This is a genomic window from Klebsiella sp. SYXHC3, from assembly GCF_057196925.1.
The window spans coordinates 185,848-205,277 of record NZ_JBXUNG010000008.1 but is presented as its reverse complement, the minus strand read 5'-3'; the positions used below and the strand labels follow the sequence as shown (position 1 = coordinate 205,277).

Below are 19,430 nucleotides of genomic sequence, written 5' to 3'. Positions count from 1 at the left end.
AGTCAACCCTGAATTTCAGAATTTTTCTCTTCAACCGAACCGGCTGTTTGTGTGAAGTGATTCACATCTGCCGTGTCGATGGAGGCGCATTATAGGGAGCCCGCCGGGAATGACAAGCGGAAAAATACATTTTTATTTCAACCGCTCATCTTTTATACGCAACGCTTATTTTTGCCGCTTTTTAATAGCCGCAGGCAGGTCCGCCAGGCTATTTAGCACCCAATCCGCTGCGCTTTCCGCTTCTTCGGTAACCGGCTTACCGGTACGCACCAGCACTTTCGTTCCGACATTCGCCGCTGCAGCCGCCTGCATGTCTTCGAGTTTATCACCCACCATATAAGAAGCGGCCATATCAATATGCAGGAAATCGCGTGCGGAAATGAGCATCCCCGGATGCGGCTTACGGCAATCGCAGGTCTGGCGGAACTCTTCAACGCTCCCCTGCGGGTGATGCGGACAATAATAGATACCGTCGAGATCCACGCCGCGGTCTGCCAGCGACCAATCCATCCATTCGGTGAGGGTCACAAATTGCGCTTCCGTGAATTTACCGCGCGCGATGCCTGACTGGTTGGTCACCAGCACTAACGCAAATCCCATTGCCTTTAGTTCACGCATGGCATCAATGACGCCGTCGATAAACTCAAAGCTGTCGATTTCGTGGACGTAACCATGATCGATATTAATCGTGCCGTCACGGTCGAGAAAAATTGCGGGTACAGACTTTGCCACCGGTTTGCTCCTGATAAAGGCTAATGCCGTTAGTATCGCATGTTTCGGCATGCAAGAAAGTGCTCATTATAAAGAGTCAGATTGATTTAGACGTCTGGATGCCTTAACATCCATTTCATTGACAGGCATCGCCTGCACACGGCAGAAGAAAATGCCACGGCAAACGGCTAAACGATAATAAATAACTGATGATTAAACTTTCGAATATTACCAAAGTGTTCCAGCAGGGGAACCGCACCATACAGGCGCTGAACAATGTCAGCCTGCATGTCCCTGCCGGGCAAATTTACGGCGTGATCGGCGCTTCCGGCGCAGGTAAAAGTACGCTGATTCGCTGCGTTAACCTGCTGGAACGCCCAACCGAAGGCAGCGTGCAGGTAGATAACCAGGAACTCACCGCGCTGACTGAAAAAGAACTGACTCGCGCGCGCCGTCAGATTGGCATGATCTTCCAGCACTTTAATCTGCTCGCTTCACGTACCGTTTTCGGCAACGTGGCGCTGCCGCTTGAGCTGGATAACACACCGCCGGCGGAAATCAAACGCCGTGTTAATGAACTGCTTGATCTGGTTGGTCTTGGCGATAAGCATGACAGCTATCCGGCAAACCTCTCCGGCGGCCAGAAACAGCGCGTGGCGATTGCCCGCGCGCTGGCCAGCAATCCAAAGGTGCTGCTGTGCGATGAAGCCACCAGCGCGCTGGACCCGGCAACGACCCGTTCGATCCTCGAACTGCTGAAAGACATTAACCGTCGTCTGGGGCTGACCATTCTGTTGATCACCCATGAAATGGACGTAGTTAAACGTATCTGCGACTGTGTGGCGGTCATTAGCAATGGTCAACTGATCGAGCAGGACACCGTGAGCGAAGTCTTCTCCCATCCTAAGACGCCGCTCGCCCAACAGTTCATTCAATCTACCCTGCATCTGGATATTCCGGATGACTATCAGGCGCGCCTGAAGCCCACGCAGCTGCCTGACAGCGTGCCGATGCTGCGTATGGAGTTTACCGGCCATTCCGTCGATGCGCCGCTGCTGTCGGAAACCGCCCGCCGCTTTAATGTGAATAACAACATTATTAGCGCGCAGATGGATTACGCCGGCGGAGTGAAGTTCGGCATCATGCTGACCGAAATGCACGGCACACAGGAAGATACCCAGGCGGCGATCGCCTGGCTGCAAGAACATCATGTAAAAGTAGAGGTACTGGGATATGTCTGAACCAATGATCTGGCTGCTGGTTCGCGGCGTGTGGGAAACGCTGGCTATGACGTTTGTCTCCGGCTTCTTTGGCTTTGTGCTCGGCCTGCCGGTCGGCGTACTGCTGTACGTTACCCGTCCGGGACAGATTGCCGCCAGCGCCCGGCTGTATCGTACGCTATCGGCGCTGGTTAATATCTTCCGCTCGATTCCATTTATTATTCTGCTGGTGTGGATGATTCCATTTACCCGCGTGATCGTCGGTACCTCTATCGGCCTGCAGGCAGCGATTGTGCCATTAACGGTTGGCGCCGCGCCGTTTATCGCACGTATGGTGGAAAACGCGCTGTTGGAGATCCCGACCGGGCTTATCGAAGCCTCACGCGCGATGGGCGCAACGCCAATGCAGATCGTGCGTAAAGTCCTGCTCCCTGAAGCGCTGCCGGGTCTGGTGAACGCCGCCACCATTACGCTCATCACCCTGGTGGGTTATTCCGCAATGGGCGGTGCGGTCGGTGCCGGTGGTCTGGGTCAGATTGGCTATCAGTACGGCTACATCGGCTATAACGCGACGGTAATGAACACCGTACTGGTATTGCTGGTTATTCTGGTTTATTTAATTCAATTCTCTGGCGATCGTATCGTCCGGGCTGTGACTCACAAATAACGTTATTGACACACAACACTAATTCTTACAGGAAGGAAATAACATGGCCTTTAATTTCAAAACCTTTGCGGCAGTTGGCGCATTAATCGGTTCTCTGGCTCTGGTGGGTTGCGGTCAGGATGAAAAAGATCCTAACCATATTAAAGTCGGCGTGATCGTCGGTGCGGAACAGCAGGTTGCTGAAGTCGCGCAGAAAGTGGCAAAAGAGAAGTATGGCCTTGACGTTGAGCTGGTGACCTTCAACGACTACGTGTTGCCGAACGAAGCGCTGAGCAAAGGCGACATCGACGTTAACGCCTTCCAGCACAAACCATATCTCGACCAGCAGATTAAAGACCGTGGTTATAAGCTGGTTTCCGTCGGCAACACCTTCGTCTATCCGATCGCTGGCTACTCGAAGAAAATCAAATCTCTGGACGAACTGCAGCCGGGCTCACAGATTGCCGTACCGAACGATCCGACCAACCTCGGCCGTTCCCTGCTGCTGCTGCAGCAAGTGGGTCTGATTAAACTGAAAGAAGGCGTAGGTCTGCTACCGACGTCTCTGGATGTGGTTGAGAACCCGAAAAACCTGAAGATCGTTGAGCTGGAAGCACCGCAGCTGCCGCGTTCTCTGGACGACGCGCAGATCGCTCTGGCAGTCATCAACACCACCTACGCCAGCCAGATTGGCCTGACGCCGGCGAAAGACGGTATCTTTGTTGAAGACAAAAACTCGCCGTACGTAAACCTGATCGTCGCCCGCGAAGATAATAAAGACGCGGAAAATGTTAAGAAATTTGTTCAGGCTTACCAAAGCGATGAAGTTTACGAAGCCGCTAACAAAATCTTTAACGGCGGCGCAGTGAAAGGCTGGTAATCTGCTTTCAGCGTAATATCATTCAGGACGGGCTTTATGCCCGTCTTGTCATTTTTGCAAGCACCTGATTCAATAGCGCCCTGTTTTATAATTCATTGAGGAAATACTATGCGTGCTTTACCGGTCTGTTTGTTAGCACTCATGTTAAGCGGTTGTTCTATGCTAAGCAGATCCCCCGTTGAGCCTGTTAAAAGCACCGCAACCACGCCAGTCCAGACGGAAACGGCTAAACCAAAAGTCTCACGTCCCGCGCCGGTCAGAATCTATACCGATGCCGCCGCGCTGGTTGGGAAACCCTTCCGCGATCTGGGTGAAGTGAGCGGCGAATCATGCCAGGCTTCAAACCAGGACTCCCCGCCGAACATCCCGACCGCCCGTAAACGCATGCAAATCAACGCGGCCAAAATGAAGGCCAACGCCGTGCTGCTGCACAGCTGCGAAGTGACCAGCGGTACGCCAGGCTGCTACCGTCAGGCCGTTTGCCTGGGTTCAGCGCTTAACGTCTCGGCGCAATGAGTGCATTTCAGTTCGCGCAGATAGGCGTCATCCGCTCGCCGTATAAAGAGAAGTTTGCCGTTCCTCGCCAGCCTGGTCTGGTTGAACACGGCGGCGGAGAACTTCATCTGCTCGCGCCCTATAACCAGGCTGACGCCGTGCGTGGACTGGAAAACTTCAGCCATCTGTGGGTGCTGTTCGTCTTTCATCAGACCATGGCTGGCGGCTGGCGCCCGACCGTGCGCCCTCCCCGCCTTGGCGGCAACGCGCGCATGGGCGTCTTCGCGACCCGCTCGACATTTCGCCCCAACCCTATCGGCATGTCGCTGGTTGAACTGAAAGGCGTTCGCTGCCAGAAGGATCAGGTAATACTGGAACTTGGCAGCCTCGATCTCGTTGACGGCACGCCGGTGGTTGATATCAAACCTTATCTTCCCTTTGCCGAAGCCCTGCCTGATGCCAGCGCCAGCTATGCGCAACAGGCGCCGCTGGCAGGCATGAATGTCAGCTTTACGCCAGAAATAGAAGCACAGTTACTGACGCTGGAAAAACGCTACCCGCATATCAAAGCGTTTATCCGTGAAGTACTGGCGCAGGATCCGCGTCCGGCTTATCGCAAAGAGGAAGAAGCAGGGAAAACCTACGCCGTCTGGTTGCTCGATTTCAACGTGCGCTGGCGGGTAATCCCCTCCGGTTTTGAAGTCTTTTCTCTCGAACCGCGCTAATTTTATTTTCCTCTCTTTTGGCATCTTTGCCACACTGGTAAACTAAACCACTTTTTTTGTTTCAGGCTGGCTCTCCAGCCTGTTCCGATCGTCCAAATGGAACCGTAACAACATGCGTACTAGCCAATATCTGCTCTCCACTCTGAAGGAGACACCTGCCGACGCCGAAGTCATCAGCCATCAGCTGATGCTGCGCGCCGGGATGATCCGCAAGCTGGCCTCAGGGTTGTACACCTGGCTGCCGACCGGCGTGCGCGTTCTGAAAAAAGTCGAGAACATCGTGCGTGAAGAGATGAACAACGCCGGTGCTATCGAGGTGTTAATGCCGGTAGTTCAGCCTTCTGAACTGTGGCAGGAGAGCGGTCGCTGGGAGCAATATGGCCCTGAGCTGCTGCGCATTGCCGATCGTGGCGATCGCCCATTCGTCCTCGGGCCGACTCACGAAGAGGTCATTACTGACCTGATTCGCAACGAGCTGAACTCGTACAAACAGCTGCCGCTGAACTTTTATCAGATTCAGACCAAGTTCCGCGATGAAGTTCGCCCGCGTTTCGGCGTGATGCGCTCCCGTGAGTTCCTGATGAAAGATGCTTACTCTTTCCATACCTCTCAGGAATCGCTGCAGGAAACCTACGACGCTATGTATACCGCTTACAGCAAAATCTTCAGCCGTATGGGGCTGGATTTCCGCGCGGTACAGGCTGACACCGGTTCGATCGGCGGTAGCGCTTCCCATGAGTTCCAGGTACTGGCGCAGAGCGGCGAAGATGACGTGATCTTCTCTGACAGCTCCGACTACGCGGCGAACATTGAGTTTGCCGAAGCCGTCGCGCCGAAAGAGCCGCGCGCAGCCGCGACGCAAGAAATGACGCTGGTAGACACGCCGAACGCGAAAACCATCGCCGAGCTGGTTGAGCAGTTCAATCTGCCAATCGAAAAAACCGTTAAGACCCTGCTGGTGAAAGCGGTAGAAGATAGCAGCTACCCGCTGGTCGCCCTGCTGGTACGCGGCGATCACGAACTCAACGAAGTAAAAGCGGAAAAACTGCCGCAGGTCGCCAGCCCGCTGACCTTCGCCAGCGAAGAAGAGATCCGCGCTATTGTTAACGCGGGGCCAGGTTCTCTCGGCCCGGTTAATATGCCGATTCCGGTGGTTATCGACCGTACCGTCGCGGCCATGAGCGATTTCGCCGCCGGCGCCAACATCGATGGCAAACACTATTTCGGCATTAACTGGGATCGCGATGTCGCGACCCCGGAAGTTGCTGATATTCGTAACGTCGTTGCCGGCGATCCGAGCCCGGATGGTAAAGGTACTCTGCTTATCAAGCGTGGTATCGAAGTCGGCCACATCTTCCAGTTGGGCACCAAGTACTCCCAGGCGATGAATGCCGCGGTACAGGGTGAAGACGGTCGCAACCAGGTCCTGACCATGGGCTGCTACGGTATTGGGGTGACCCGCGTAGTGGCCGCAGCCATTGAGCAGAACTTTGACGATCGCGGGATTATCTGGCCGGACGCCATCGCGCCGTTCCAGGTCGCTATTTTGCCGATGAACATGCACAAGTCCTATCGCGTGCAGGAGCTGGCCGAGAAGCTGTACGCCGAGCTGCGCGCGCATGGCATCGACGTGCTGATGGACGACCGTAAAGAGCGTCCGGGCGTGATGTTCGCCGATATGGAGCTGATCGGCATCCCGCACACCATCGTGCTGGGCGACCGTAACCTCGACAACGATGATATCGAATACAAACATCGTCGCAACGGCGAGAAGCAGCTGATTAAGACCGGGGATATCGTGAACTACCTGGTGCAGCAAATTAAGGGGTAATTTCCCCTTAAAAGCTAAAAGGCCTCGCAATAGCGAGGCCTTTTTTATAGCAACTGCAAGAATTAATTACCGCAGTCTTTACCCGGAATAAATTTGCTGTCTTTATCCGTCATTAGCGTTTTCATCATCTCGCCGGTATCGGGATTCGCTTCAAGCGTGAAGTGTCCTTCAACCACCAGCAATACCGGACGAGTATCCGTCCCGCGCGCAGCGGCATAATCTCGCTCAAGCTGGGCATTATTGGCAACCGCCACCGTTTTACCTGTGACGCAATCGGTAAAGGTTGCCGCATCCGCCATATAGAAATACATCCCGCGCATCGCCATCGGCGTCGTCGGCAGGCTGGCCTTCACCGACTCCAGCGTATAGTTAAGCGCAGAGTTAATCGGGTTGCCGTCGCGATCGAGCATCTCAAGCTTATCGCCTTTCGCCCGATAGTAAGATTTCTCGCCTTTACTGTTGGTCAGCACTAGCTTATCAGCGGTACGCGCCCAGGTGCCATACGAAGCGAAAGATGACGGCTCGCGGCTAACGCCCTGATAACGTTCGTTCATTACCCAGGTGCCGTCTTTCTCAAGAAATAACGAGGTCTCAATCCCTTCGCAATCCGCGCAAGGCAAAATACCGCGCCAGCTTTGCTGCATCGGCTTCAGCTCTTCCATTGCCGTCGGCTGTACCGTCTCCACCTCAGCGCGATGGTTACAGCCAAACAGCGCAAAGAGCGAACAGGCCGCTGCGAGCGAAAATACAATTTTCTTCACTGTGAATTCCTTATAATCCATTCCACCCGTCCGCCACGCCTCTCAATGGCGAACTTTCCCACGCAGCGCTTTGACTGAGGACTTTTGCGCCTTGGAGGCAAGTCGTCGCTCTTTTGACGCCCGAGTCGGTCGCGTCTCCCGGCGGCTTTTTTGCACTGCGGTTAATTCTTTTATTAACGCAACCAGCCGCGAGATCGCCGCTTCGCGGTTCATCTCCTGGCTGCGATATTCCTGAGCCTTAATGATAACCACACCGTCAGCAGAAATTAAGTGGTGACTGGCGGCAAGCAGGCGCTCTTTATAAAACTCCGGCAGGCTCGATGCTTTAATATCAAAACGTAAGTGAATCGCCGTCGAAGCCTTATTCACGTGCTGACCGCCCGCCCCCTGTGCGCGGACCCCGGTAAGCGAAATCTCCTCATCCGGGATGGAAACGCTGCGGCTAATCATGATCATGCCGGCTGCTGCCAGGCCGTTAAATGAATTTCCAGATTATTCCGATCGTCGGATAACCAGATGCCGCCGTCCTGCAGGGTTGCCTGCAGCGTCATGGTGCGATCGGCAAAAGCGCTCAGCTGCGCCAGTTGCGCATCATCAAGATACCAGATGGTCAGCTTCGGATACGCCGCAAGCTTATTCTGATTCTGCTGCCACCAGATTTCAGCCGCCCGGCTATTATAGGCGAATAGCGCCACCTCCTGCGCCCGCGAGCAGGCTTTCTTGAGGCGCTTCTCGTCCGGCAGCCCCAGCTCAATCCACAGATCGATGCCCAAATGGTCGTTTAACTGCCATAGCTCCGGTTCATCATCCGAGGACAACCCGCGGGTGAACTGCAGGCGCTCGTTGGCATATTTTATCCACGCCAGCAGGCGCAGCATCATACGCTCCTGGGTTTCGGAAGGATGTTGCGCCAGCGTCAGGTTAGCATCCAGAAACTGGTTGCGATCCAAATCGGCAACGTTAACCACAGCTTTATAAATCGTCGCTTTCAGCGCCATGAATAAACTCCTGAAAAAAATGGCATACATTGTAGCGAAACTAGCGACAAAAGGCTGTCGTCAATCGCGGGTCCTCCTTTCATCCTGCTGATATTGCTTAGATGACTATGGTATAGTCACCTTGCTAAACAGAGTTTATCTTCGTAGGCTTAAACTTGCATCCCACGGTTAAGTCAGAACGCTGACAGGAGGGCATGTGGATCAATATTGTGAGTTAATACGCAAGCGGTATGCGGAAATAGCCAGCGGAGACTTAGGGTATATCCCGGATGCGCTGGGCTGCGTGTTGAAAGTATTAAATGAGGTTGCGGCGGATCAGGCCCTTTCGGAGTCAGTCAGGGAAAAGGCCGCTTATGCGGCAGCAAACTTATTGGTGAGCGATTATGTCAATGAATGATACTTATCAACCCATTAACTGCGATGATTATGACAACCTCGAGCTTGCCTGCCAGCATCACCTGGTGCTGGCGCTGGCCCTGAAAGATGGTGAACAGCTGCAGGCCAAAGCAAACGATCTTATCTCGCGTAAAAATGTCGAGTATCTGGTGGTAGAACTTGGCGGTAACGTCCGTGAGCTACGTCTGGATAAAATCGCCAGTTTCAGCCATCCTGAAATCGGCACCGTGGTGGTCAGCGAATCCTGAAGCCCATCGGGCGGCTTAGCCGCCCGTTTTCCGCCATACCAGCTGTAACCCCTCGCCTTCCTGTACTTGCCCCTCTCTGGTGACAAACAGCCCATCGGCCGCCGCGATCAACGTTTCGCCATAAAACAATAGTGGCGTGGTATCGCGACGCCAGGGCGCGACCGCCATTTCCTGCCAGATTTTCTTAAGCTTACGCCCGCCCGGACGCCCGACGATGTGCAGATTACCGCTGGCGCGAAAACGTATCGATACCGGTTCATCCGCCCGCGGCGCGCGTAGCGGCCCACCGGGCTGCAACGCCAGTTCTCCCAGCGTTGCCGGTAGTGTCAGCGCTTTAGTCGCATCACCCCATGGTATTTCCCGTTCCGTCAGGCTTGCCAGATGCTTTACCCAAAACAGGCGCTGCTGGTAGCGCCGGACGGCAAAACCGCCTAACCGCAGACAAGGCGCGGCGTCTTCACGCGCCAGCGCCACTTCCTGCCAGATGCGCTCCGGCATTTCGCGCGACGGCATCGGCGCCTGTTGGGATGCCAGCCAGCGGCGCAACAGCGCCGCACGACGCGGCGCGCTCATCGCGCTCAGCGGTTCTATCGCCAGCGAACCACGCTCATCAACCAGCGCGGCAAGCTCCGCCGACAGAATTTCATCAAGCAACTGTTCCTGTTCACCACATAAGCTGGCGCTACGGGCGACAGCATCGGCAAAATGCGGCCAGCGCTCGCTCAGCAGCGGTACCACCCGCAGACGCAGAAAGTTACGATCGTAGGCATCGTCCTGATTACTTTCGTCTTCAATCCACCGCAGTTGATGAGTCAGCGCCCATTGATGCAGGGATTCACGGCTCTCATTGAGCAGCGGACGTAGCAATTTTCCGCCAGCGAACTCGCTACTGGCGGCCATCGCCGACAAGCCGGTCGGGCCGCTACCGCGCTTAAGCGCCAGCAGGAAGGTCTCGCATTGGTCGTCGAGATGTTGTGCCGTCAATAACGCCTCGCCTGGCAGCAGCGCCTCACGGAAAGCCTGATAGCGCGCCTGGCGAGCATGCGCTTCAATCCCCAACCCCTCATCCGCCAGCGTCACGCGCACCACCTGTAACGGTACCTGCCACTGCAGGCAAATCTGTTCGCAATGCTCAACCCACTGGTCAGCGTTGGCGCTCAGGCCATGGTGAATGTGAATCGCGCGCAGCTGAATCGCTGGCTCGCGCTGGCGCCAGCGTACCAGCCGGTGCAGCAGGACGGTTGAGTCCAGGCCGCCGCTGAAGGCCAGCAGAAACTGACGATGTGGTCGAAGCGATGAGGCAATATCCGGCGTCATGATCGTGCTTACGCAGCTAAGAAGAGATAGCCCGGCACGTTACGCGCCAGGGCTGGTTCTGGCAAGTATTACTGTTGGTAAATCTCCAGCGGCAGGCCGTCGGGATCGTTGAAGAAGGTGAAACGCTTATCGGTAAACGGATCGATGCGGATAGCTTCGCAGGCGACGCCATGCGCCTGCAAATGTGCAACCGCGGCATCAATATCGTCGACGCTAAACGCCAGGTGGCGCAGACCACAGGCTTCCGGACGGCTTGGGCGCGCAGGAGGGAACGGGAACGAAAACAGCTCGATAACGTACTCGCCGTTCAGCGCCAGGTCGCCCTTCCACGAATCACGCTCGGCGCGGTAGAACTCGCTCTGCAGCGTAAACCCGAGGATATCGCAATAGAACGCTTTGCTCTTCGCGTAGTCTGTCGCGATGATGGCAATATGGTGAACTCGTTTTAAACCCAGCATGGTTGTTCTCCTCCTGTTGAAGCCCAACACGTTACTCGCGCCGCCCGCCGCCGCGCAAGCCCCTAATTATTTTTTAAGACTCGTACACGGTAGACGCCGTCTTCATCACGTTTGGCCCCGTGGATGTCGGTTTCAAAACCTGGATAGTGGCGACCGATCGAGCAGAGCATCAACAGAAAATCGAGCACCGCGCGGCTCTCTTCGGTGATCATCTCCCCCGGCATCAGCAGCGGCACGCCAGGCGGATACGGCAGGATCATGTTTGCCGAAATACGCCCCACCAGATTCTCCAGTTCGATGGTTTCGACTTCGCCCTTAATCTGCCGCTGCCAGGCCTGATGCGGGGTCATTTTCATCTCCGGCAGCACGTCAAAGGCCCGCAGCATCAGCTGTGAGAGCTGATGCTGACGGATCAGACGGTGGATTCCCTGCGCCAGATCCTGGATGCGCATATTGCGGTAAAAGTCCGGATCCTCGGCATAGAGATCCGGCAACATATTTTTCACCCGCAGGTTGAGATCGTAGGCGCGTTTAAACTCGGTCAGACCGCGCAGCAGGCCCATCGCCCGGGTTTTATCGATACCGATACTGAACAAGAACAGCAGATTGTAAGGCCCGGTTTTCTCCACCACCACGCCGCGCTCATCGAGGAATTTGGCCACCAGCGCGGCCGGGATCCCCTCTTCCGCCATATTGCCCTGCTCGTCCATACCCGGCGTGAGAATGGTGACTTTGACCGGGTCGAGGAACATATGGTCGGCATCGGCATCCTGGAATCCGTGCCACGCTTCTCCAGGGGAAACCGGCCAGCACTGCGCTTCTTCAACCTCTTCTGGTTGCCAGATATCAAAGAACCAGCCGTCGGCCTCCTCACGCAAGCGCTGCACCTCCTTACGGAAATGTAGCGCGCGTTCGATGGAGCGCTGAATCAGGCGTTTTCCGGAGTTGCCGCGCAGCATCGCCGCCGCAGTTTCTATCGAGGCGACGATCGGATAGCTCGGTGAGGTAGAGGTATGCATCATAAAGGCTTCATTGAAGGTATCTTCATCGTAGCTGCCTTTAATATGGATCAACGAAGCCTGCGACAACGCCGCCAGCATTTTATGCGTCGACTGGGTTTCGAAGATCACTTTCCCCGGTACGCGATCGCCGCTCATGCCGCTTTTCCCCTGATAAATCGGGTGGAAGTGGGTATAAGGCACCCAGGCGGAATCGAAGTGGATCGACGGCACGTCAAGGGTCTGTTTAATCCAGGTGGTGTTATACAACAGCCCGTCATAGGTGGAGTTGGTGATCACCGCATGCACCGGCCACTGCGCGCCACAAGTTGTCTCTACTTTGTGCTGGACGCTATCGCGGGTAAATTCCCGTTTCGGAATGCCGCCGAGGATCCCCAGCGCGTTACGCGTCGGTTTTAACCACAGCGGCACGATATCGCTCATCATCAACAGATGCGCCAGCGATTTATGGCAGTTACGGTCGATCAGCAACGTACTGCCAGCGGGCGCCGAATACATGCCGACAATTTTATTCGAAGTCGAGGTGCCGTTGGTCACCATGTAGCTCTGCTCGGCGCCAAAGGCGCGAGCGATATACTCTTCCGCTTCCAGATGCGGGCCGGTATGGTCCAGCAGCGACCCCAGTTCGGTAACAGAGATAGAAACATCGGCTTTCAGCGTATTACCGCCGAAGAAATCATAAAACAGGCAGCCGACCGGGCTTTTCTGATAGGCGGTTCCCGCCATGTGTCCGGGTGTACAAAAGGTATATTTCCCCTCCTGCACATAATTAAACAACGCTTTGGTAAAGGGCGGCGTGATGTTGTCCAGATACTCATTGGTATACTGGCGAATGCGGGTAGCGATATCTTCCGCCAGACCCAGCGCATATTCGAAGAACCACAACGCCATCCGCAGGTCCTGGCTACTAACGTCCATCGTCGAGTGCGTATTGATAAAAGCATACAGTGGGAGATATTCATTCAGGCGATTGATATCGCTGCATAAATCAACGCTGTACTCGTCCCAGTCGAAGATCACGCCGCAGATACGCGGGTTGTGCTCGATAAACTGCAGCAGGTCGGCGCTGTTTTGCGGCCAGATAGTCTGGAATCCTTGCTTCTGCAGAGCGGCTTCCAGCTCTTTGATCGGTTCGTCTTTATGGTAGACGCCGTGGGGCCCCATGATGGCGATGATATTCACGCTTTCCTCCTGGATTTACCTAAGGTAAGCATAATATCAATCGCGCCAGTGCTTAGCACTGGCGGATTTATCTTAGTCCTGAGTCATAGCAAAGCGATGATTACAGCGCTTTCCACGCATCACCCCAGGCCAGACCAGCGCCCGGTTCGTAGTAGGTTGGCGCCACGTTGCACCATGCCCCTTCCGGCAGCGGTTTACACTGGAAAAGCGCGCCGTGGTTATTGACGATGTCACCTGGTTTCCAGCTCTGGCTGGCGCTCCATGCCGGATAGCTGATAGCGCCGCTATCGCCTGCCGGCTCATCCTTCGCGTCATCCGCCGCCGCCTTCGCCTTCACATTCAGAGTATAGGTGGCCATGCTGGATAAACTGCCATCGCTAACGGTCAGGCTAACGACATACTGGGCATCTTTGTCGCTCTCTGGTGCGCTAAAATTGATCACCGCTTTATCCGCGCCGCTCAACGTCTGACCATCCTGCGACATCCAGCTATAGCTCAGCTTATCGCCGTTGGCATCGGTAGAGGCTTCCGCGCTCAGTGACACCATGCTACCGGCTTCGACTGCGCCGACCGGGCCGGCAATACGCGCCACCGGCGCGACGTTTACCTGCGGAGCAGGCGTAACATCATCCGTCTTATCAGACGCGCCATCACTACCCGCATCATCAACCACGGTTACGTTGAAGTAGTGCTGCACGCATTTGCTGTAATCCCCCTCTTTAAACGCGCTGTATGGCGTCTGATAGCTCACCAGCTGGCAGGCATTGGTTTTACCGTCCGCGGTGTTCGGATCCCATACCCAATCCTGTTCCCAGTAGATTGGCAGCGCGCCGGCTCCGCCTTCATCAAACTGCTTCATGTTCTTACAGCCCAGCACTTCATCATCGGCAATAGGTACTTTGAGGTAGTTGGCGAACTCTTTGTAATAGGCAATACGGTTAAGCGATTGGGCGTTTTCCGTTGCGCCGCCGCACTCGACGCCGCCGTTGATGATCTGGATGCTCACACCAAACCCTGGCACCAGGCCATTGCTCTTATCGCGATCGTTGGGCTGCCAGGTACCGTCGATAACGTGCAGCATGGAAGGTTTCGGCGGCTGCGGATAGACAAAGAAGAACACGGCGCTGGCGAGGTTCATCCATGAATCGGCCACCAACTGTGGTTTATCCAACAGCGGGCGAACGTCGCCATACATCGCCTCTGAGAACAGGCCGTAGTTGTAGTTATAGGAGAGCTGTTTAGCGCCGCGGCCAAAATAGCTGAGGAAATCGCCATCGGCATCTTTACCGCAAGGCCAGGTCTGCCCCTGCCAGACATCCGGGTTACATTCGCCGTTATAGCCGCCCTTTTGACCTTCGGTCCAGCCGACTTCGCGCAGATAGACCAGCGCCTGGCGCCATTCAGGAATATCGCGCCAGCTTTCGTGGCCGCCGGTTTCCTGAGCAAAGTGGGCAAACATCGTTGCCAGCGATTTACGGCAGATAGCATCGCTATCGCGACCATCGGTATAGGTACCGCATACCGCCGGGAATTTACCGATCGCCTTGAGGAAATTGCTGTAGGTATATTCCGGCGCGCGCATCGGGAACAGATAATCCCAATCCTGCTCGCTAAGCATGCCTTCAACGCGCTTAACGTTCTCTGGATTAGCAGCCCTGCCGGGTTCAATCTGCTCCACCACGGCATTATCGAGGGTGCGAATAGAGGATTTAACCGCTTCCATCAGCGGAAAGTCGGTTAGCGCTTTTTCTTTTGCCGCCAGTTCGCTGGCGGTCATGGTGGTTGTTTCAGTGGCGCTGAGCAACGGCGCCGCCTGTGCGGCCCCCAGACTTAACATGATCCCTGCGGCCACGGCGCTTAAGGCGACGGTTTTATGAATTGCCATAATATTATTCTCCTTTTCCTTATGAACGGTCTGCCCAGGCGTTGTCCCCGGCAGTGAGCGCAGTGTCACGGGAAAAAGACATCATCGGCTAATCACATCACCTCATTGACGTATCATCTTACCTCAGTGAAAAAATGATAAAAAAAGGGCCGGAAATCCGGCCCCTTAGAGAATTGTGATGCGCTGATAAATCAGGCGTAGCCGTAGCTCATCAGACGCTGATAGCGGCGATTACGCAGCTCTTCTTCGCTGAGAGTATCCAGGTCAGCCAGGTCGGCCAACAGCTGTGCCTTCAGGCTCGCCGCCATCGCTTCAGGGTTACGATGAGCGCCGCCCAGCGGTTCTGGAACGATGGAATCAATCAGCTTCAGCTCTTTGAGGCGTGGCGCGATGATACCCATCGCTTCCGCGGCCAGCGGCGCTTTATCCGCGCTTTTCCACAGAATGGACGCACAGCCTTCCGGCGAGATAACTGAATAGGTGCTGTACTGCAGCATGTTGACTTTATCACCTACGCCGATCGCCAGCGCGCCGCCGGAGCCGCCTTCGCCAATCACAGTGCAGATAACCGGCACGCTCAGACGCGACATTTCACGCAGGTTGCGGGCAATCGCTTCCGACTGGCCGCGCTCTTCCGCGCCAACGCCCGGATAGGCGCCAGGGGTGTCGATGAAGGTAATGATCGGCATTTTGAAACGCTCAGCCATTTCCATCAGGCGCAGCGCTTTGCGGTAGCCTTCCGGCGCCGGCATACCAAAGTTACGACGGATCTTCTCTTTGGTTTCACGGCCTTTCTGATGACCGATGATCATCACCGGGCGACCATCAAGACGCGCAATACCGCCGACGATAGCTTTATCGTCAGCGTAGGCGCGATCGCCTGCCAGCTCGTCAAATTCGTCGAAAGCCAGGCGGACATAATCCAGGGTATAGGGACGACGTGGATGACGCGCCAGCTGGGCTACCTGCCATGCGCCAAGATCGGCGAAGATTTTGCGCGTCAGCTCTACGCTTTTTTCGCGCAGACGATGCACTTCTTCATCGATGTTAATATCCAGTTTCTCATCCTGACGGCTTACAGCAGTCAGGGAATCGATTTTCGCTTCCAGCTCTGCGATAGGCTGTTCAAAATCTAGGAAATTCAGACTCATAGTATTCCTGTATTAGTCAAACTCCAGTTCCACCTGCTCCGAGCCGATAAGGCCACGCAGATCGTTGAGTAAACGATCGCTCGGAGAGACGCGCCATGTTGCGCCAAAACGCAACCGCGCGCGCGCATCCGCCCTCTGATAATAGAGGTGTACTGGAATGGTTCCCGAACGGTGGGGTTCCAGAGACTGACGGAGTCGGTTTAAAAGCTGGTCATCAATTTGCCTGTCCGTCAGCGAGATAGCAAGCCCGCGAGCATATTTTTCCCGGGCTTCGTCAATATCCATGACTTCACGGGCGGTCATTTTAAGGCCCCCGCTGAAGTCATCAAAGCTGACCTGTCCGCTGACGATAAGTATGCGGTCTTTTTCCAGCAACTGCTGGTATTTATCCAGCGCGTCGGTGAATAACATCACCTCCAGACGCCCGGAACGGTCATCCAGCGTACAGATGCCGATACGATTGCCGCGCTTGGTGACCATTACCCGCGCAGCAATAACCAGCCCCGCCGCCGTGGTCACTTTACCACGATCGGTTGGGTGCATGTCTTTGAGTCTCACGCCGCCAACGTAGCGTTCGATCTCTTTTAGATATTGGTTAATCGGGTGGCCGGTCAGATACAGCCCCAGCGTTTCCCTTTCACCATCCAGCACCACCTGCTCTGGCCACGGCTGGCAGCTGGCGTAGGATTGCTCGATTTGTTCCGGCTCTTCCGCCAGCACGCCGAACATATCCGCCTGACCGATGGCTTCGGCTTTGGCGTGCTGATCGGCGGCTTTCAGCGCATCGTTGAGCGAGTTCATCAGCGCCGCGCGATGCGGGCCGAGGCGGTCGAACGCCCCGGACATAATCAGTTTTTCCAGCACCCGGCGATTGAGTTTTTTAATATCGGTACGGGCGCACAGGTCAAACAGCTCGCGGAAGTAACCGCCATTGTTACGCGCTTCAATGATGGCTTCAATCGGGCCTTCGCCGACGCCTTTAATGGCGCCGATACCATACACGATTTCCCCATCATCATTGACGTGGAAATGATACAGGCCGGAGTTAATGTCCGGCGGCAGGATTTTCAGCCCCATGCGCCAGCACTCATCGACCAGGCCCACCACCTTCTCGGTGTTGTCCATATCGGCAGTCATTACCGCTGCCATAAACTCTGCCGGATAGTGGGCTTTCAGCCACAGCGTCTGGTAGGAAACCAGCGCATAGGCGGCGGAGTGGGATTTGTTAAATCCATAACCGGCGAATTTCTCCACCAGGTCAAAGATTTTCATCGCCAGTTCGCCGTCAACGCCATTTTTCTTCGCACCTTCTTCGAAGACAGAACGCTGCTTGGCCATCTCTTCCGGCTTTTTCTTACCCATCGCACGACGCAGCATATCCGCGCCGCCGAGGGTATACCCAGAGAGCTCCTGGGCTATCTGCATGACCTGTTCCTGGTACAGGATAATGCCGTATGTCGGCTCCAGTACAGGTTTCAGACATTCGTGCTGCCACTGCACGTCCGGGTAGGAAATCTCTTCACGGCCGTGCTTACGGTCGATAAAGTTATCTACCATCCCCGACTGCAGCGGGCCCGGGCGGAACAGGGCCACTAGTGCGATCATGTCTTCGAAGCAGTCAGGCTGCAGGCGCTTAATCAGATCTTTCATGCCGCGCGATTCAAGCTGGAATACCGCGGTGGTTTCCGAGCGCTGCAGCATGTCGAAGCTTTTCTTGTCATCCAGCGGAATCGCGGCGATATCCAGCGGCCCTTCGCCGTTCTTCGCCCGGCGCTTGTTGATCATCTCCAGCGCCCAGTTGATGATGGTCAGCGTACGCAGCCCGAGGAAGTCGAATTTTACCAGCCCGGCGTATTCGACGTCGTTCTTATCAAACTGGGTAACCGGGTGCAGCCCCTGCTCATCGCAGTACAGCGGCGCGAAATCGGTGATTTTGGTCGGCGCGATAACCACGCCGCCCGCGTGCTTACCGGCGTTACGCGTTACGCCTTCAAGCTTACGCGCCATATCAATCAGCGCTTTAACTTCTTCGTCCGCTTCGTAGATTTCCGGCAGCTGCGGTTCCGCTTCAAAAGCTTTCGCCAGCGTCATGCCAGGATCCGGCGGCACCAGCTTAGAGATTCGGTCAACAAAGCCGTAAGGGTGGCCCAGCACGCGGCCCACGTCGCGAATAACCGCCTTCGCCGCCATGGTACCGAAGGTGATGATCTGCGATACCGCGTCGCGGCCATACATATCCGCCACGTGCTCAATCACCTGGTCGCGTTTCTCCATGCAGAAATCGACGTCGAAGTCGGGCATCGAAACACGTTCCGGGTTGAGGAAACGTTCGAACAGCAGGTCGAACTCCAGCGGGTCAAGGTCGGTGATTTTCAACGCGTAGGCCACCAGCGAGCCGGCGCCGGAACCTCGCCCCGGCCCTACCGGCACGCCGTTATCCTTGGACCACTGGATAAATTCCATGACGATCAGGAAGTAGCCAGGGAACCCCATCTGGTTGATAACCTGCAGTTCCACATCCAGACGTTGGTCATATTCCGGGCGACGCTTAGCGCGCTCTTCGGGATCCGGGAACAGGAATTCGAGACGCTCTTCCAGCCCCTCTTTCGACTTCATCACCAGAAAATCTTCGGTAGTCATGTCGCCGGTCGGGAACTGCGGCAGGAAGTATTCGCCAAGGCGCACGGTGACGTTGCAGCGTTTGGCGATCTCAACGGTGTTTTCCAGCGCTTCCGGGATGTCAGCAAATAGCTCGCACATCTCCTCCTCGCTGCGCATATATTGCTGCGGCGAGTAGTTACGCGGACGCTTCGGATCGTCGAGGGTGAAGCCATCGTGAATGGCGACGCGGATTTCATGAGCGTCGAAGTCGCCGGTTTCCAGGAAGCGCACATCGTTGGTCGCCACTACCGGCAAACCATGCTCTTCTGCCAGTTGAACCGCGGCGTGAAGATAGTTTTCTTCGTCCTGACGACCGGTACGGATCAGCTCCAGATAGTAGCGATCCGGAAAATGTTGTTGATAGAAGGCGAGACACTGCTCTACCAGCGGCATGTTTCCGCGGATCAGGCTGACGCCAACGTCGCCTTTACGCCCGCCGGACAGCAGAATCAGCCCTTCCTGATGCTCAACCAGCCAGTCGCGATCGATCCATGGCCCCAGCGCGCCATAGCCGCGCTGATAGGCACGAGAAATGAGCAGAGTCAGGTTCTGATAGCCGGTATTGTTGGCCGCTAAAACCGTCAGCTCGGTGAATTCATCGCCAAGCAGATCGCACTGAACATGGAAGTCAGCGCCGACAATTGGTTTAATCCCGGCGCCATGGCCCGTTCCGTAGAACTTAACCAGACCGCAGAGGTTGGTGAAATCGGTGATCGCCAGCGCAGGCATGCCCAAAGCGGCCGCCTTTTTCACCAGCGGCCCGGTTTTCGCCAGCCCATCGATCATGGAATAGTCGCTGTGCACCCGCAGGTGTACGAAACGTGGTTCAGACATCTTTAGATCCCA

18 protein-coding genes are annotated in these 19,430 nt (G+C 55.6%); 8 read left to right on the top strand and 10 right to left on the bottom strand.

Features of this window, described 5'->3' with window-relative positions; all coding sequences use genetic code 11:
• Positions 1 to 165 precede the first annotated feature (165 nt).
• Positions 166 to 732, bottom strand: a complete 567-nt coding sequence (gmhB, locus tag AC2CGP_RS19225) for a D-glycero-beta-D-manno-heptose 1,7-bisphosphate 7-phosphatase (protein ID WP_484502442.1) — start codon at positions 730 to 732, stop codon at positions 166 to 168.
• Positions 733 to 920: 188 nt separating this feature from the next.
• Between gmhB and metN the strand changes: the two genes are divergently transcribed.
• From metN to proS, 6 genes are all read left to right on the top strand, one after another.
• A complete protein-coding gene (gene metN / locus AC2CGP_RS19220; protein WP_015368136.1) occupies positions 921 to 1,952 on the top strand; it encodes a methionine ABC transporter ATP-binding protein MetN in 1,032 nt (343 codons plus the stop codon).
• Positions 1,945 to 2,598: a methionine ABC transporter permease MetI gene (locus AC2CGP_RS19215; RefSeq protein WP_015368137.1), complete on the top strand. Its 654-nt coding sequence runs from the start codon at positions 1,945 to 1,947 to the stop codon at positions 2,596 to 2,598. The genes metN and AC2CGP_RS19215 overlap by 8 nt, the downstream gene beginning before the upstream one ends.
• Before the next feature lie 43 nt (positions 2,599 to 2,641).
• Positions 2,642 to 3,457 carry a methionine ABC transporter substrate-binding lipoprotein MetQ gene (gene metQ, locus AC2CGP_RS19210; RefSeq protein ID WP_015368138.1) on the top strand — a complete coding sequence of 272 codons (816 nt, stop codon included), beginning with the start codon at positions 2,642 to 2,644 and terminating at the stop codon, positions 3,455 to 3,457.
• Positions 3,458 to 3,565: 108 nt separating this feature from the next.
• Positions 3,566 to 3,973 (top strand): Rcs stress response system protein RcsF, encoded by a 408-nt coding sequence (rcsF, locus tag AC2CGP_RS19205; RefSeq protein ID WP_015704458.1) that lies wholly within the window; start codon positions 3,566 to 3,568, stop codon positions 3,971 to 3,973.
• Positions 3,970 to 4,677 (top strand): tRNA (N6-threonylcarbamoyladenosine(37)-N6)-methyltransferase TrmO, encoded by a 708-nt coding sequence (gene tsaA, locus AC2CGP_RS19200; RefSeq protein WP_020079574.1) that lies wholly within the window; start codon positions 3,970 to 3,972, stop codon positions 4,675 to 4,677. Before rcsF ends, tsaA begins: the two co-directional genes overlap by 4 nt.
• Positions 4,678 to 4,789: 112 nt before the next feature.
• Positions 4,790 to 6,508, top strand: coding sequence for a proline--tRNA ligase (gene proS, locus AC2CGP_RS19195; RefSeq protein ID WP_015368141.1), 1,719 nt, complete (start codon positions 4,790 to 4,792; stop codon positions 6,506 to 6,508).
• Positions 6,509 to 6,570: 62 nt separating this feature from the next.
• Here the strand turns inward: proS and nlpE are convergent, their stop codons facing one another.
• The 3 genes from nlpE to AC2CGP_RS19180 are packed head-to-tail and all read right to left on the bottom strand — an operon-like array spanning position 6,571 to position 8,267.
• Positions 6,571 to 7,269: an envelope stress response activation lipoprotein NlpE gene (gene nlpE / locus AC2CGP_RS19190; protein ID WP_015704456.1), complete on the bottom strand. Its 699-nt coding sequence runs from the start codon at positions 7,267 to 7,269 to the stop codon at positions 6,571 to 6,573.
• A 42-nt stretch (positions 7,270 to 7,311) separates the two neighbouring features.
• A complete protein-coding gene (gene arfB / locus AC2CGP_RS19185) occupies positions 7,312 to 7,725 on the bottom strand; it encodes an alternative ribosome rescue aminoacyl-tRNA hydrolase ArfB (RefSeq protein WP_015368143.1) in 414 nt (137 codons plus the stop codon).
• A complete protein-coding gene (locus tag AC2CGP_RS19180; RefSeq protein WP_015368144.1) occupies positions 7,722 to 8,267 on the bottom strand; it encodes a YaeQ family protein in 546 nt (181 codons plus the stop codon). Before AC2CGP_RS19180 ends, arfB begins: the two co-directional genes overlap by 4 nt.
• A gap of 196 nt (positions 8,268 to 8,463) precedes the next feature.
• Here AC2CGP_RS19180 and AC2CGP_RS19175 point away from each other — a divergent pair, with 196 nt between their 5' ends.
• Positions 8,464 to 8,664, top strand: coding sequence for a YaeP family protein (locus tag AC2CGP_RS19175; RefSeq protein ID WP_015368145.1), 201 nt, complete (start codon positions 8,464 to 8,466; stop codon positions 8,662 to 8,664).
• On the top strand, positions 8,651 to 8,911 hold the full coding sequence (gene rof, locus AC2CGP_RS19170; RefSeq protein ID WP_015368146.1) for a Rho-binding antiterminator: 261 nt from the start codon (positions 8,651 to 8,653) through the stop codon (positions 8,909 to 8,911). The genes AC2CGP_RS19175 and rof overlap by 14 nt, the downstream gene beginning before the upstream one ends.
• A 15-nt stretch (positions 8,912 to 8,926) precedes the next feature.
• Here the strand turns inward: rof and tilS are convergent, their stop codons facing one another.
• The 6 genes from tilS to dnaE form a co-directional block, all read right to left on the bottom strand.
• Positions 8,927 to 10,228 (bottom strand): tRNA lysidine(34) synthetase TilS, encoded by a 1,302-nt coding sequence (gene tilS / locus AC2CGP_RS19165; protein ID WP_047740035.1) that lies wholly within the window; start codon positions 10,226 to 10,228, stop codon positions 8,927 to 8,929.
• A gap of 68 nt (positions 10,229 to 10,296) precedes the next feature.
• Positions 10,297 to 10,686 carry a VOC family protein gene (locus AC2CGP_RS19160; protein WP_015704453.1) on the bottom strand — a complete coding sequence of 130 codons (390 nt, stop codon included), beginning with the start codon at positions 10,684 to 10,686 and terminating at the stop codon, positions 10,297 to 10,299.
• Positions 10,687 to 10,748: 62 nt separating this feature from the next.
• Positions 10,749 to 12,887, bottom strand: coding sequence for a lysine decarboxylase LdcC (locus tag AC2CGP_RS19155; RefSeq protein WP_032713402.1), 2,139 nt, complete (start codon positions 12,885 to 12,887; stop codon positions 10,749 to 10,751).
• A 100-nt stretch (positions 12,888 to 12,987) separates the two neighbouring features.
• Entirely contained in the window at positions 12,988 to 14,772 is a 1,785-nt protein-coding gene (locus AC2CGP_RS19150; protein WP_171830428.1) for a chitinase, read from the bottom strand.
• A 191-nt stretch (positions 14,773 to 14,963) separates the two neighbouring features.
• Entirely contained in the window at positions 14,964 to 15,923 is a 960-nt protein-coding gene (gene accA, locus AC2CGP_RS19145) for an acetyl-CoA carboxylase carboxyl transferase subunit alpha (RefSeq protein ID WP_015368151.1), read from the bottom strand.
• Positions 15,924 to 15,935: 12 nt separating this feature from the next.
• Complete coding sequence (gene dnaE / locus AC2CGP_RS19140) at positions 15,936 to 19,418, bottom strand: DNA polymerase III subunit alpha (protein ID WP_045359006.1); 3,483 nt, start codon at positions 19,416 to 19,418, stop codon at positions 15,936 to 15,938.
• Between the last annotated feature and the right edge of the window lie 12 nt (positions 19,419 to 19,430).